General features: G+C 69.4%; 15 protein-coding genes. 8 read left to right on the top strand and 7 right to left on the bottom strand.

Annotation, left to right across the window (positions count from 1 at the left end):
- The first annotated feature begins 8 nt into the window (after nt 1–8).
- Complete coding sequence (locus ACWH43_RS18250; protein ID WP_158443623.1) at nt 9–287, top strand: type II toxin-antitoxin system RelE/ParE family toxin; 279 nt, start codon at nt 9–11, stop codon at nt 285–287.
- Complete coding sequence (locus ACWH43_RS18245; RefSeq protein ID WP_158443622.1) at nt 262–609, top strand: HigA family addiction module antitoxin; 348 nt, start codon at nt 262–264, stop codon at nt 607–609. Before ACWH43_RS18250 ends, ACWH43_RS18245 begins: the two co-directional genes overlap by 26 nt.
- Nucleotide 610: 1 nt before the next feature.
- Here the strand turns inward: ACWH43_RS18245 and ACWH43_RS18240 are convergent, their stop codons facing one another.
- A complete protein-coding gene (locus ACWH43_RS18240) occupies nt 611–1,765 on the bottom strand; it encodes an isobutyryl-CoA dehydrogenase (RefSeq protein WP_260348085.1) in 1,155 nt (384 codons plus the stop codon).
- A gap of 268 nt (nt 1,766–2,033) precedes the next feature.
- A complete protein-coding gene (locus ACWH43_RS18235; protein ID WP_158443621.1) occupies nt 2,034–3,530 on the bottom strand; it encodes a CoA-acylating methylmalonate-semialdehyde dehydrogenase in 1,497 nt (498 codons plus the stop codon).
- Between the two features lie 124 nt (nt 3,531–3,654).
- Between ACWH43_RS18235 and ACWH43_RS18230 the strand changes: the two genes are divergently transcribed.
- Nucleotides 3,655–4,584 (top strand): LysR family transcriptional regulator, encoded by a 930-nt coding sequence (locus tag ACWH43_RS18230; RefSeq protein WP_158443620.1) that lies wholly within the window; start codon nt 3,655–3,657, stop codon nt 4,582–4,584.
- A gap of 27 nt (nt 4,585–4,611) precedes the next feature.
- Here the strand turns inward: ACWH43_RS18230 and ACWH43_RS18225 are convergent, their stop codons facing one another.
- The 3 genes from ACWH43_RS18225 to ACWH43_RS18215 form a co-directional block, all read right to left on the bottom strand.
- Nucleotides 4,612–5,919, bottom strand: coding sequence for a GGDEF domain-containing response regulator (locus ACWH43_RS18225; RefSeq protein WP_158443619.1), 1,308 nt, complete (start codon nt 5,917–5,919; stop codon nt 4,612–4,614).
- A 173-nt stretch (nt 5,920–6,092) separates the two neighbouring features.
- On the bottom strand, nt 6,093–7,853 hold the full coding sequence (locus tag ACWH43_RS18220; RefSeq protein WP_260348087.1) for an ABC transporter permease: 1,761 nt from the start codon (nt 7,851–7,853) through the stop codon (nt 6,093–6,095).
- A gap of 19 nt (nt 7,854–7,872) precedes the next feature.
- On the bottom strand, nt 7,873–8,862 hold the full coding sequence (locus ACWH43_RS18215; RefSeq protein WP_158443618.1) for an ABC transporter substrate-binding protein: 990 nt from the start codon (nt 8,860–8,862) through the stop codon (nt 7,873–7,875).
- Between the two features lie 198 nt (nt 8,863–9,060).
- On the opposite strand from ACWH43_RS18215, the gene tal reads away from it, so the two are divergent.
- The 3 genes from tal (at nt 9,061) to ACWH43_RS18200 (ending at nt 11,438) form a co-directional block, all read left to right on the top strand.
- Entirely contained in the window at nt 9,061–10,014 is a 954-nt protein-coding gene (tal, locus tag ACWH43_RS18210; protein ID WP_158443617.1) for a transaldolase, read from the top strand.
- A 2-nt stretch (nt 10,015–10,016) separates the two neighbouring features.
- Entirely contained in the window at nt 10,017–10,727 is a 711-nt protein-coding gene (locus ACWH43_RS18205) for an SDR family NAD(P)-dependent oxidoreductase (RefSeq protein ID WP_158443616.1), read from the top strand.
- A 108-nt stretch (nt 10,728–10,835) separates the two neighbouring features.
- Entirely contained in the window at nt 10,836–11,438 is a 603-nt protein-coding gene (locus ACWH43_RS18200; protein WP_158443615.1) for an HdeD family acid-resistance protein, read from the top strand.
- A 6-nt stretch (nt 11,439–11,444) separates the two neighbouring features.
- On the opposite strand, the gene ACWH43_RS18195 is transcribed toward ACWH43_RS18200, so the two are convergent.
- Nucleotides 11,445–11,963 carry a hypothetical protein gene (locus tag ACWH43_RS18195; protein WP_158443614.1) on the bottom strand — a complete coding sequence of 173 codons (519 nt, stop codon included), beginning with the start codon at nt 11,961–11,963 and terminating at the stop codon, nt 11,445–11,447.
- Between the two features lie 95 nt (nt 11,964–12,058).
- Nucleotides 12,059–13,738, bottom strand: coding sequence for a thiamine pyrophosphate-binding protein (locus ACWH43_RS18190; RefSeq protein WP_158443613.1), 1,680 nt, complete (start codon nt 13,736–13,738; stop codon nt 12,059–12,061).
- A 51-nt stretch (nt 13,739–13,789) separates the two neighbouring features.
- Here ACWH43_RS18190 and ACWH43_RS18185 point away from each other — a divergent pair, with 51 nt between their 5' ends.
- Complete coding sequence (locus ACWH43_RS18185; protein ID WP_260348089.1) at nt 13,790–14,059, top strand: type II toxin-antitoxin system Phd/YefM family antitoxin; 270 nt, start codon at nt 13,790–13,792, stop codon at nt 14,057–14,059.
- Nucleotides 14,029–14,412 carry a type II toxin-antitoxin system VapC family toxin gene (locus ACWH43_RS18180; protein WP_158443611.1) on the top strand — a complete coding sequence of 128 codons (384 nt, stop codon included), beginning with the start codon at nt 14,029–14,031 and terminating at the stop codon, nt 14,410–14,412. The genes ACWH43_RS18185 and ACWH43_RS18180 overlap by 31 nt, the downstream gene beginning before the upstream one ends.
- The last annotated feature ends 3 nt before the right edge of the window (nt 14,413–14,415 follow it).

Raw genomic sequence — 14,415 nt, 5'->3', positions numbered from 1 at the left:
TCCTAGGCATGATCCGATCCTTCGCGCAGCGCGATGCCGAGCTGCTTTTCAACGACAGGCCGATCCGGCGCTTCGCGGCGATCGAACGGATCATTCGCCGCAAGCTCTTGTTGCTTCACGCCGCTGCGAGGCTCGACGATCTGCGCATTCCGCCGGGCAACAGGTTGGAGGCTTTGCGCGGCGACAGGGCGGGGCAGCATTCGATCTGCATCAACGATCAGTGGCGGGTCTGTTTCATCTGGAAGGACGGGGAGGCGCATGATGTCGAAATCGTCGACTATCACTGACGCGGAGGCCCGGTCGGGCCTCACCGATCCGCCGCTCGCGCCGATCACACCCGGCGAGATCCTGCTCGAGGAGTTCATGAAGCCCCTCGGCGTCAGCCAGAACAGGCTCGCGCGGGACATCGACGCGCCCGTCAGCCGCGTCGCAGGCATCGTCAAGGGCGAGCGGGCGATCACGGCCGACACGGCGTTGCGCCTCGCCCGGTTCTTCGGCACGTCGCCGGAGATATGGATGACGCTGCAGAGCGATTACGATCTGCGCCTTGCGCGGCGGGCGTCAGGCGGGGACATCGAAAAGCGCGTGAGGCCGCTCGCCGCCGCATAGCTCAATTTCCCTTCGCGCGTCCCACCAGCCCGCGCGCGACGATCATCCGCATCACCTCGTTGGTGCCCTCCAGGATCTGGTGGACGCGCAGGTCGCGGACGATCTTCTCGATGCCGTAATCGGCGAGATAGCCGTAGCCGCCATGGATCTGCAGCGCCTCGTTGGCGACCGAAAAGCCGGTATCGGTGGCGACGCGCTTGGCCATGGCGCAGAGCCTGGTCGCGTCCGGCGCCTTGGCGTCGAGCGCCGCCGCAGCGCGCCACAGGAAGGTACGCGCGGCCTCCAGCTCGGTCGCCATGTCGGCGAGCTTGAACTGCAGGGCCTGGAAATCGGCGATGGCCGAGCCGAAGGCCTTGCGCTCCTTGGCATAGGCGAGCGCCTTGTCGAGCGCGGCCTGCGCCCCGCCGAGCGAGCAGGCGCCGATATTGAGCCGGCCGCCGTCGAGCCCGGCCATGGCGATCTTGAAGCCGATCCCTTCCGGCCCGAGGCGGTTCGCCACCGGCACGCGGCAATTCTCGAAGATCACCGCCCGCGTCGGCTGGGCGTTCCAGCCCATTTTCTTCTCGTTGGCGCCGAAGGAGAGGCCGGGCGTGTGCTTCTCGACCACGATGGTCGAGATGCCGGCCGGGCCGGGCTCGCCGGTGCGCGCCATCACGACATAGACATCGGAGATGCCGGCGCCGGAGATGAACTGCTTCTGCCCGTCGAGGACGTAGTGGTCGCCGTCCAGAACCGCCTTGGTCTTCAGCGCGGCGGCGTCCGAGCCGGCACCGGGCTCGGTCAGGCAGTAGCTCGCCAGATGCTCCATGGTGCAGAGCTGCGGCAGGAAGCGCCGGCGCTGCTCGTCCGAGCCGTAGCGGTCGATCATCCAGGCGCACATGTTATGGATCGAGATATAGGCCGCGACCGTCGGGCAGCCGGTCGAGAGCGCCTCGAAGATCAGGGCAGCGTCGAGCCGCGTCAGCCCGGAGCCGCCGACATCGTCCCTGATGTAGATGCCGCCCATGCCGAGCGCGGCGGCGGCGCGCATTTCCTCGACCGGGAAATGCTTCTCCTCGTCCCAGCGCGCGGCATGCGGGGCGAGCGTCTCCGCGGCGAAATCCTGCGCCATCTCGCGGATGGCGATCTGGTCTTCGGTGAGAGCGAAGGCGTTCAAGGCTGGCCCTCCTGATCAGTGAGATAGTCCCGCCGCGCCGTCGCGCGCAATCGCGACGAAAGGCCCGGCCCGTCGGATCGGGATGGCGAGCGGAAGGGAAACGCGCGGTCGGGCGTGGCGTCGCGGCTGCGTGGAGCCGGGAGGAGCGCTGCCGGCACCTCGCGATGCGCCGGCAGCAGGGATGGCAGGGAACGAGCCCCGGCAAGTAAGCCGAAGCGAGGATGCGGACCGGCGCAGCGCTCGCTTCATGGCCTCCTCCGATGGCGCCTCAGCTCATCGTCGGGATGACGAAGCTGGCGCCGTCCTTGATGCCGCTCGGCCAGCGCGCCGTCACCGTCTTGGTCTTGGTGTAGAAGCGGATCGAATCCGGCCCGTGCTGGTTGAGGTCGCCGAACGAGGAGCGCTTCCAGCCGCCGAAGGTGTAATAGGCCAGCGGCACCGGAATCGGCAGGTTGATGCCGACCATGCCGACCTGGACCTTCGAGGCGAAGTCGCGCGCCGCATCGCCGTCGCGGGTGAAGATCGCGGTGCCGTTGCCGTATTCGTGGTCGTTGGTGAGCTTCAGCGCCTCTTCATAGGTGTCGGCGCGCAGCACCGAGAGCACCGGCCCGAAGATCTCCTCCTTATAGATGCGCATGTCCTTGGTGACGTGGTCGAACAGGCAGCCGCCGACATAGAAGCCGTTCTCGTAGCCCTGCATCTTGAAGTCGCGGCCGTCGACCAGGAGCTTGGCGCCTTCCTGGACGCCGATGTCGACATAGGACTTGATCTTCTCCATCGCCGCCTTGGTCACGACCGGGCCGTAATCGGCGCTGAGGTCGGTCGACGGGCCGATCTTCAGGCCCTCGACCCGCGGGATCAGCCGCTTGACCAGCTCGTCGGCGGTGGCCTTGCCGACCGGGACCGCGACCGAGATCGCCATGCAGCGCTCGCCGGCCGAGCCGTAGCCGGCGCCGATCAGCGCGTCGACCGTCTGGTCCATGTCGGCGTCGGGCATGATGATCATATGGTTCTTGGCGCCGCCGAAGCACTGCACGCGCTTACCCGCCGCGCAGCCGCGGCTGTAGATGTACTCCGCGATCGGGGTCGAGCCGACGAAGCCGACCGCCTTGATCTCGGGATGGTCGAGGATGGCGTCGACCGCCTCCTTGTCGCCGTTGACGACGTTGAGGATGCCGGGAGGCCCGCCGGCCTCGATGAAGAGCTCGGCGAGGCGCATCGGCACGCCGGGGTCGCGCTCGGACGGCTTCAGGATGAAGGCGTTGCCGCAGGCGATGGCGGGGCCGAGCTTCCAGAGCGGGATCATCGCCGGGAAGTTGAACGGGGTGATGCCGGCGACGACGCCGAGCGGCTGGCGCATCGAATAGATGTCGATGCCGGGGCCGGCGCCGTCGGTGAACTCGCCCTTCATCAGGCCCGGCACGCCGAGCGAATACTCGATCACCTCGACGCCGCGCTGGATGTCGCCCTTGGCGTCGGGGATGGTCTTGCCGTGCTCGCGGGCGAGGAGGTCGGCGAGCTCGTCGTTGTTCTGCGCGATCAGGTCGAGGAACTTCATCAGCACGCGGGCGCGGCGCTGCGGGTTGACGGCCGCCCATTTCGGCTGGGCCTCGGCGGCGTCCTTCACGGCGGCGTCGAGCTCGGCGGCGGTGGCGAGGGCCACCTTGCCGATCACCGTGCCGTCCATCGGCTGGTAGATGTCGGCCGTGCGGCCAGAGGTGCCGGCGACGTTCTTGCCGCCGATGAAATGTCCGACCTGACGCATGGGCGCCCTCCCTACGAATTGCTGTTGTGGCGATCCTGCCGTTTCCCTACCATTCACGTTTGCGCACGGCTATAGCGAGAGTGGTACGCCAGCCGTGCAAAAAAACAAATATGAGGAGGGAGGCTTGGAGCGCTTCGACTGGGACGATCTCCGTTTCTTTCTGGCGGTGGCGCGCTCCGGGCGCCTGACCGCGGCGGCGCGGCGCCTCGGCGCCGACCATGCCACGGTCTCGCGCCGCGTCACCTCGCTGGAGGAGGCCCTGAAGGCGAAGCTGTTCGAGCGCCGCCCGCAGGGCTACACCCTGACCGCCCATGGCGAGCGCCTGCTCGCCAAGGCCGAGAGCATGGAAACCGAGGCGCTCGCGATCCAGAGCGACATCGGCGGCGCCGACATGGCGCTGTCGGGCACGGTCAGGATCGGCGCGCCGGACGGCTTCGGCACCGCCTTCCTGGCGCCCCGGCTGGCGCTGTTCGCGAAGTCCTATCCGGGGCTGGAGATCCAGCTCATCGCCATGCCGCGCCTGCTCTCGCTGTCGAAGCGCGAGGCCGATGTCGCGATCACGCTCGCCCCGCCGAAGGAGGGCAAGGTGGTGGCGCGCAAGCTCGCCGACTACCGCCTCGGCCTCTACGCCTCGCGCGACTACCTCGCGCAGATGCCGCCGGTGACGAAGCCCGACGACCTCTTCGCGCATCGCATCATCGGCTATATCGACGACCTGATCTTCTCGCCGGAGCTGGACTATCTCGACGAGGTCGCCAAGGGCCTGCGCGCCCATGTGCAGAGCTCCAGCGTCATCGCGCAGATGAACGCCGTGGTCGCCGGCGCCGGGATCGGCGTGATCCATCATTTCATGGCCGAGGGGGACGCCCGGCTCGTGCCCGTCCTGCCCGAGGCGGTGCAGATCACCCGCTCCTTCTGGCTGCTCGTCCATGCCGATCTGAAGGACGTCGCGCGGGTGCGCGCCATCGTCGATTTCATCGTCCGCGAGGCCAAGGGATCGCGCGCGCTGCTGATGGGCGAGCCGAAGCCGGAGCTGCGCGCCGCGGCGGAATAGTCGGGCGTCGGGGGATGGCGGGCCGCGTCAGGCTTCCTGGCCGGCGGCGCAGACCCGGTTGCGGCCTTCCTGCTTGGCCGTATAGAGCGCCCGGTCGGCCCTGCCGAGGCTGGCGTCGAGGCTTTCGGAGACGCCGATCTCGGCCACGCCGATCGAGACGGTGAGCGACAGCTCGGCGCCCCCGAGCAGCAGGGGCTCGCGCGCGATCTCCGCGCGGATGCCTTCGGCGAGCCGGCAGGCGGTGGCGAGGTCGGCGCCGGCGAACAGGATCGCGAACTCCTCGCCGCCGACTCTGGCCAGCAGGCGGGTTTCGTGCTCCGCGAGCCGGCTGAGGTTGCCGGCGACCGAGCTGAGCACCTTGTCCCCGCCGTCATGGCCGTAGCGGTCGTTGAGCTGCTTGAAATGGTCGATGTCGAGCAGCGCGATCGAGACCGGGAAGCCGGCCTTCTGGGCGGTCCCGATCAGTGGCGGTCCCTGCTCGAAGAAATGGCGGCGGTTGAACAGGCCGGTCAGGTAGTCGCGGGCGGCGAGCTCCTGGAGCTGCTTGAGCTGGGTCAGCGTCTCGACATTCGAGGCGATGCGGCATTGCAGCTCCTCGAGCACGAAGGGCCGCGAGACGAAGTCGTGCGCCCCCGCCTTGAGGAAGCCGGCGGAGGTCTTCCGGTCGGTCGAGGAGGAGATGCCGATCAGGCGCACCTTCGGATGGCGTCGGCGGATGCTGCGGGCGAGCTCGAAGCCGTCCATGTCGGGCATGTAATAGTCGCTGACGACGAGCTGGAGGTCGGGATTGGCGTCGAGCAGGGCGAGCGCCTCGGCGCCGGAGCTGGCCTCGACCACGACATATTGCTGGATCGCCAGCATGCGGGCGAGCACCTTGCGGGTGGTGCGGGTGTCGTCGACGACCAGGATGCGGGTGTGGCGGTTGTCGAGGGCGCGCTTGACCGTGCCGACCAGGTTGCCGAGCGCGAATTCGCTGTCCTTGAGGACGTAGTCGATGACCTCGCGCTCCATGATCCGGCCGCGCGTGGCGAGGTCGAAGGTCGCGGTGAAGACCACCGTCGGGATGCCGTGGGCCACCGTCCAGTCGAGGGCTTCCCCGCGCGGCGCGTCGGGCAGGTTGAGGTCGACCACCGCGATCGCATAGGCCCCCGGCGCGGCGACAATCAGCTCGCTCAGATCCTTCAGCGAGGCGCAGGTGGTGACGGGCAGCCCGGTTTCCGCTTCGAGGAACTGACGCAGGGCCAGGGCAAATGTCCGCGAGTCCTCGATCACGAGGATGCCGCGCGCGTCCTTGCGGAGCCCGTCATGTCCAAGAGCCGTGGTCAAAGCATTCATGCTCCATCTACGGCGGCGCCAAGCTTAATTTTCCGTCACGATTTTCCGGCCGGCGCCGCGATCCCGCCGGCCTAGAGCATCGGCCCGAAAAGGGGAACGCGGTTTTCGCGAGGAGCCGATGCAAGGTCAAAGAACGGGAGCGCCGGGCTGAATACGGCATTCGGTCCGGTGCGCTAGATGCGCCAGGGCAGCACATTCTGCGGCAGCCGCCGGCCGAGCAGGTCGAGGGCGAGCATCGCCGCGAGGATCACGGCGGAGGCGCTGATCGCGATCGCCGCCGCCTCGCCCGCCAGCCCGGCCTCCTTGAGGCTGAACAGCACGACGCCGAGCGTCTCCGTGCCGGACGACCAGAGCAGCGCCGAGACGGTCAGCTCGTTGAAGGCGACGAGGAAGACCATCAGGGCCGAAACCGCGGCCGCAGGCGCCAGGATCGGCGCCACGATGAAGCGCAGCATCTGCCAGAGCCCGGCGCCGTCGAGCCGGGCCGCCTCCTCGTGATGCGCCTCGATCTGCGCCATCGCCGCGACGGGCGCCTTCAGCGCCAGCGGCAGGAAGCGGGCGAGATAGGCGAACAGGATGATGAAGGGCGTGCCGTAGATGCTGACGCCGATCAGCGGCAGCGGCTTCAGGAAGAGCAGGATGCAGGCGATCGCGAGCACCACGCCGGGCAGGGCATAGGGCAGCTCGACGACGAGCTCGACCGGGCGCCGGAGCCTGCCGAGGCGCCGTTCCAGCCCGTAGGCGAAGGCGATCGAGACCAGCGAGAGCAGCACGGCGGCGCTCGCCGCGAACCAGAAGGAGTTCCAGAAGGCCCGGACGGTCACGGCCTGGCGCAGCAGCACCTCGGCGAATTTGTCGAAGGTCAGGCTCTGCCAGGAGAGCGGCACGCCGAGCGCCGGGGTCAGCGCCTCGCTCAGCAGCGCCAGGAAGGGCAGGCCGAGCTTGACCGCAAGCAGCAGCCAGAGCGCCGCGGCGACCAGCGGCCTTGCGCGCCCCAGCAGCCAGAACGGCTCCAGCGGCCTTTCGATCTCGACCCTGCCGCCCTGGCGGCGGGCGACCGCCATGCCGGCCAGGATGCCGAGCGCGGCGACCGCGCCGACGAGCAGCGCCAGCGCCGCCGTCTCCGGCAGGCTCTCCGGGCCGAAGCTCGACAGCCGGCGATAGATCAGCGTCGGCAAAGTGAGGTAGTTGACCGGCAGGCCGAGCAGGGCCGGGATGCCGAAATTGCCGACGCCGGCGACGAAGGCGATCAGCCCGGCCGCGATGAGCTGCGGCCGCAGCACCGGCAGGATGATGCGGGCGGTGATGGTCGCGGGGCCGGCGCCTTCCATCTGCGCCGCCTCGACCAGGGAGTGCGGGATGCCGCGCAGCCCGGTCCAGAGCGTGATCGCGACCAGCGGCGCGTGATGCAGCGCCATCACCAGAATGATCCCGCCGCGCCCGAGCAGCGGGTTGGCGGAGCCGGGCTCCGGCGCCAACCCGAGCAGGGCGAGGATCTGCGAATTCGGCGCCAGCAGGCTAAGGAAGGCGAGCGCGGCCACCTGCGGCGCGATCATCATCGTGAAGACGAAGGCGAAGGCGAGCGGGCGCTTGCCGCGGATATCGGTGACGCCGAGTGCCAGGGCGACCACGCCGCCGAGCCCGAGCGCGCCCAGCGCCGAGAGGAGCGAGGTGTCGAGCGTGTGCAGCGTGGCGGCGACGGCCGAGCGGCCGGTCATCGCGGCGAGGGCGGCCTCCGGCGCGAACTGCCAGCCCGGCGCGAAGGCAGCGAGCGCCAGCCGCAGGAAGGGCAGCCCGCCGAGCAGCAGCGCGACCGCGACGACGAGCGCCGGCAGGGCGGCCTCGGCGGGCAGGCGGACATGCGGAAGCGGGGCCGCCGGAACGGACTCCCGCTTCCGGGAGAGGCGCATGGCCAGCGTCACGGCGCCGGCCATGCGGAAGCCGAGGCCGGCATCACTCGAAGATCGCGCTGAAGCGCTTGCGGGCGGCGTCCGAGTCGGCGAGCGCCTTGGCGGCATCGAAGGGCATCAGCTTGATGGCGTCGCGGGCGGGGTAGCCGGCCGGCAGCGCGACATCGGGGCGCGCCGGGACGTAGCCCTGCTTCAGCGCGACCTCCTGCCCGTCCTTCGACAGCACGAAGTCGATGAAGGCGCGGGCGGCGGCCTCGTTCCTGGTGCCCTTCAGGATGGCGACCGGCTCGCTGACGGAGGAGACGCCCTCGCTCGGGAAGACGAAGGCGACGGGAGCGCCCTTGGCCTTCTCGCGGATCGGCATGAAGTCGACGATCATGCCGTAGAGCTTCTCGCCCGTCGCGACCTGGCGCAGGATGTCGCCATTGGCGCCGGCGGCGAGCGTGCCGTTCTCCTTGAGCGCCTCGTAATACTTCCAGCCGTCCTTGAGGTTGCCGGTCAGCGTGATGGTGTGGATCAGCGCGGCGCCCGAGTTCAGCGGGCTCGGCATGGCGACCTGGTTCCTGGCCTCGGCCTTGGTCAGGTCGAGCCAGCTCGTCGGCTTCATCGTCGCCCTGGTGTTGTAGACGATGCCGGTGGTGATCAGCTTGGTGGCGAACCAGGCCTTGCCGGGGTCATGGATGCCGGCCGGGTAGGCCGAGACGTCGGCCTTGTCGTAGGCTTCGAGCCGGCCTTCCTTCTTCAGCCCTTCCATCGTCACCGAATCGGCGATCAGCAGCACGTCGGCCTGCGGGCTGCCTGCCTCGAACTCGGCCCGGAGCTTGGCGAGGATGCGCGGCGTGCCGTCGCGGACGAAGGAAACCTCGACCTTGGGGTACTTCGCCTTGAAGGCGTCGATGGTCTGCTGGGCGTCGGTGTTCGGCTGGCTCGTATAGAGCACGAGCTTGCCTTCGACGCCCTGCGCCTGCGCGCCCGGCGCCGCGAGGGCGAGGCCGGCGGCAATCGTGAATGCGCTCAAAGCCTTACGCTGCATCTGACTCTCCATCTCTGGCCGCATCTGCGGAATGGCGCTGGCGGTAGCTGCTGGAGATGACAGTTCCATGAAGGGGCCGGCGGGACGGCCCCGCCTCCGGGATTGCATGGCGGCATTGCCATGGCGGGCTCGCAATGGCAGGTCAGAGGCGCCACATTGCAACCGACCGTCCAAGCACGAAGACACCGGGAACAGATCATGGCTTCCAAGCTCGACCAGCTCCGCGAGATGACCACCGTCGTCGCCGACACCGGCGATATCGAGGCGGTGCGCCGGCTCAAGCCGGTCGACTGCACCACCAACCCGACGCTGCTGTTCAAGGCGGTCGAGACCCCCGCCTATGCCCATCTCGTCGAGGAGGCGATCGCCTGGGGCCGCAAGCAGGGCGGCGGCGACAAGGCTGTCCAGGCGGTCTGCGACCGCCTCGCCGTGAGCTTCGGGACCGAGCTCGCGAAGATCGTGCCCGGCCGCGTCTCGACCGAGGTCGACGCCGACCTCTCCTTCGACGGCAAGGCGACGATCGAGAAGGCGCGCGCCATCATCGCCGCCTATGAGGAGCGCGGCGTCGGGCGCGAGCGCATCCTGATCAAGATCGCCTCGACCTGGGAGGGCCTGCAGGCCGCCAAGGTGCTGCAGGGCGAGGGCATCGACTGCAACCTGACCCTGCTCTTCGCCCTGCCGCAGGCGATCGCGGCCGCCGATGCCAGGGCCTTCCTGATCTCGCCCTTCGTCGGGCGCATCCTCGACTGGCACGTCAAGGCCGGCGGCGGCCCCTACACCGCCGAGACCGATCCCGGCGTCGTCTCGGTCCGCAGCATCTACGCCTATTACAAGACCTACGGCATCGACACGGTGGTGATGGGCGCCTCCTTCCGCAACACCGGCGAGATCGAGGCGCTGGCCGGCTGCGACCGGCTGACCATCGGTCCCGGCCTGCTCGACGAGCTCGCCGCCGCGAGCGGCGAGCTGCCGCGCAAGCTGAAGCCCGAGGCGCCCGGTCAGGCGCCGGCGAAGCTGGCGCTCGACGAGAAGGCCTTCCGCTTCGCCATGAACGAAGATGCGATGGCGACCGAGAAGCTGGCGGAAGGCATCCGCGGCTTCGTCAAGGACCTGCGCAGCTTGCGCAAGCTCGTCGCCGAGAAGCTGGCCTGAGCATGGCCGGGCCGCGGATCGCCGTCGTCACCGGCGGCGCCGGGGGGATCGGGGCGGCGGTGGCCGCCCGGCTCGCCCGGGACGGGCTGACGCCGGTCGCCTGGGACATCGCGGCGCCGGCGGCGGCGGGGCCGGCCCATATCCGCTGCGACGTCGCCGACGAGGCTTCGGTGGCAGCGGCGACCGCGGCGACCGAGCGCGAGCACGGCCCCATCGCCGTGCTCGTCAACAATGCCGGGCTGACCGGCCCCTCGACCACCGTCGCGGACACGCCGCTGGCGCAATGGCGGAAGATCCAGGCGGTCAACCTCGACGGCGCCTTCCTCTGCGCCCGCGCCGTCGCGGCGGTAATGATGCCGCGCGGCTATGGCCGCATCGTCAACATCGCCTCGCTCGCCGGCAAGGAAGGCACCCCGACGCTCTCGGCCTACAGCGCCGCCAAGGCCGGCGTGATCGCGCTGACCAAGGCGCATGGCAAGGAACTGGCCGGCACCGGCATCCTGGTCAATGCCGTCGCTCCGGCGGCGATCGAGACCGATCTGCTCCGGCAGATGAGCGAGGAGACGGTGCAGACCATGATCGGCAAGAGCCCGCTCAAGCGCCTCGGCACCGTCGACGAATTGGCGGAACTCGTCGCCTGGCTGGCGAGCGAGCGCTGCACCTTCTCGACCGGGGCCGTGTTCGATCTCTCCGGCGGCCGTGCGACCTATTGAGGCGCGAGCGCCGCATCGGATTGACGCGGCGGTTGTGCGGGGGTCTCATGGCGGGGTTCGACTGGCGGTCGCGATCGTCGATGGCCGCCTCCAAGGAGCCGGTTCGCCATGAGCACACCCTCTGAAACCTCCGCGCCTCAGCCCGCCTCGCTCGGCTCGCATCTCGTTCCGCTGCGGCGGAACTGGGGCTGGCTGATGGCCGCCGGCATCGCCCTCATCGTCCTCGGCGTTCTCGGCCTCGGCGCGGTCGCCCTGCTGAGCGTCGCGAGCGCGGTCTGGTTCGGCGCGATGATCTTCGTCGGCGGCATCGTCGTGCTGTTCGACGCCTTCCGCCATCAGGGCTGGAAGAGCCGGCTGCTGCACATCCTGATCGGCCTGCTCTATCTGGCGGTCGGCGTGGTCACCTTCGTCAATCCGCTGGTCGCCACGGCCTCGCTGACGCTGCTCGCCGGCTGCGGCCTGGTGGCGACCGGCGTGCTGCGCCTGGTCGTCGCCTTCCAGAATCGCGAATTGCCGTTCTGGGGCTGGGTCGCCTTCTCGGGCTTCCTGTCGCTCGTGCTCGGCGGCCTGATCTTGGCGCAGTGGCCGGCCTCGAGCCTGTGGGTGCTCGGAACCTTCCTCGCCATCGAGCTGATCTTCCAGGGCTGGGCCGCCGTCGCCCTGGCGCTGGCGATCCGCTCGACCTTCGACGGCGAGCGCGCGCAGCGCTGAGCCGTTTCAGCGGGCCGCCGGCTCGGCCGGGCCGGGCGCCGGCTGGCCGAGCGAGGCGGTGGCGGCCGCTCCCGGAGCCGTCGCCCGGAAGAAGCTGCGGCCCCCGGCGGCCGCGGCCTGCAGACGCTCCTTCCAGCCCCTGTCGCCCGGCGTGCCGCCGAGTGCGGCGAAATCTCCCGCGGCCGGAGCATCGGCGCTGCGGCCGCGATAGACCAGGATGCCGCGGCGCGTGACCACGATATCGCCGCGCCGCAGGGTCGGATCCTTCAGATGCCAGTCGGGGTCGGCCGCCGGATCGAGCCGGACCGCCGCCGGCTTCGGCTTCGCAGCGACCTCGGGCGGCCGGCGCCGCGCCGGGCGGCGCAGCGGCTCGTCCTGCTCATAGATCGGTGTCGCATGGAGGCGCGGACCGCCGAAGATGGCGCGCGCCAGCGAATCGAACAGCCCGGCCGCCTGCGCCTGAGAGGCGCCCGGCAGGGTGAGCGCGGTTACGATTGCGAACCTTGCCAGGCCTGCGCGCGCCATTGCCGCTCTCCTCCTCCCCCGACGGGAGTGACGAGCTTTGGTCGCGCGAGGGCCGTGGCAGGTTCAATGCCGCGGCGGTCGTCCCGGCGGGCCGATCAGCCCTTGCCGCGCGCCGCCAGCGCCTCGGCCCGGATCGTCGAGAGCGACTTGGCCGGGGTGATCGCCTCGGGATCGAGCAGGCAGTGGATGATCGCGGGCTTGCCGCTCCGCACCGCGCGCTCGAAGGCGGGGGCGAATTCCTCGGTCGTCTCGACGCGCTCGCCATGGCCGCCGAAGGCCTTGGCATAGGCTGCGAAATCCGGGTTCTTCAGCGTCGTCGCCGAGACCCGGCCGGGATATTCGCGCTCCTGATGCATGCGGATCGTGCCGTACATGCCGTTGTCGACCACGACGACGATCACCGGCAGATCGTACTGCACCGCCGTCGCGAAATCCTGCCCGTTCATCAGGAAGCAGCCATCGCCGGCGAAGGCGACGACGGTGCGTTCCGGGAAGATCCGCTTGGCGCCGATGGCCGCCGGCACGCCATAGCCCATCGAGCCGGAGGTCGGGGCGAGCTGCGTCGCGAATCTGTTGAAGCGGTGGAAGCGATGCACCCAGGTCGCGTAATTGCCGGCGCCGTTGCACAGGATGGCGTCGTCCGGCAGGCGGCTGCGCAGCCAGCGCACCATCTCGCCGGGATGGAACCGCCCCGGCACCGCGGCCGGCTGCTCGCTCCAGGCCACATAGGCCTCGTGAGCCGCCGCGCCCGCGCCGGCCCAGGCCGGAGCCTCGGGCGGCGCGATCGCCTGAAGCGCCGCGCAGAAGCCGGCGGGCGAGGCGTTGATCGCCAGCGTCGGGCGGTAGACCCGTCCGAGCTCCTCCGGATCGGGATGGACATGCACCAGCGGCCGGCCCGGGTTGGGAATGCCGAATAGCGTGTAGGACTGGCTCGGCATCTCCGAGAGGCGCCCGCCGACCAGCAGGACGAGGTCGCTCTCCTTGATGCGCGCCAGCAGCTTCGGATTGATGCCGATGCCGACATCGCCGGCGAAATGGGGATGCGCGGCCGGGAACAGCATCTGGCGGCGGAACGAAACCGCTACGGGTAAGTCGAAGCGCTCCGCGAAAGCCTGGAAGTCCGCGATCGTCTCCGGGCTCCAGCGCGAGCCGCCGAGGATCGCGATCGGCGACTTGGCCGAAGCGAAGCGCCTGGCGAGCTCGTCCATCTGCGCCGCCGAGGGATGCTGCTCGGTGACCTTGTAGGGCTCGGCATCGGCGACCTCGGCGAGGTCGGTCAGCACGTCCTCGGGCAGGGCGATCACGACCGGGCCGGGCCGGCCGGAGGTCGCGACATGGAAGGCGCGGCTGACGATCTCCGGGATGCGCGCGGCATCGTCGATCTCGGTCGCCCATTTGGTCATGGTGCCGAAGACGGCGCGGTAGTCGAGCTCCTGGAAGGCCTCGCGCTCGCGCATGCCGCGCTCGATCTGGCCGACGAAGAGGATCAGCGGCGTCGAATCCTGGTCGGCGATATGGATGCCGGGCGAGGCGTTGGTGGCGCCGGGGCCGCGCGTCACGAAGCAGATGCCGGGCTTGCCGGTGAGCTTGCCGGCGGCCTCGGCCATCATGCAGGCGCCACCCTCGGCCCGGCAGATGGTGACGTTCATCGCGGCGTCGTGCAGCGCGTCGAGCACGGCGAGATAGCTCTCTCCGGGCACGCAGAAGGCGTCGGTGGCGCCATGGATCAGAAGCTGGTCGACAAGGATCTGTCCGCCGGTGCGAGGTGTGGTCATTGACGGCGTTCCCGCTGGTTGGCTAAGTTGGTCAGGTTGAAGGAGGCCGTGATGACGCGCGTCACCGTGCATGAGGCCAAGACGCATCTTTCCCGCCTGCTCGAAGAGGTCGAGAAGGGCGGCGAGGTTGTGATCTCGCGCCGGGACAAGCCGGTCGCGCGGCTGGTCCCGATCGAGCAGCCGCGCCCGGAGCGCAAGCCGGGGCGGATGAAAGGGCTGTTCGAAATCGGCGACGAGATTTTCGATCCCCTACCCGAAGATGAGCTGCGCCTGTGGGAAGGGAGGGATGATTGGGACTTCTCCTCGACTCCGCGACGCTGATCTGGTGGGTGCTGGATAGTGGTCGGCTGAGTGTTGCTGCCAAGCACGCCATTCGCTCCGCTCCGAGAATCTTGGTGAGTTCGGTGACGGCGATGGAGCTGGCGACCAAGTTGCGCATCGGCAAGCTGCCCCAGGTCAAACCGCTTGTCGAAGCCTTCGCCGCGCAATGTTCGGCTGAAGGCTTCGAACTGCTGGCGCTTCGCCATGAGCACGCCCTTGTCGGGGGCACAATTCCAGGCGAGCATCGCGATCCCTTCGACCGCATGCTTGCCGGTCAGGCGATCGTGGAAGATTTGACGATCATGTCTCCCGACCTCGCCTTCGACGCGCTCGGCGCACGCCGTCTCTGGTGAGCG

The sequence above is a fragment of the Allobosea minatitlanensis genome (assembly GCF_964020775.1).
This window is presented reverse-complemented; position numbering and strand designations above follow the sequence as displayed.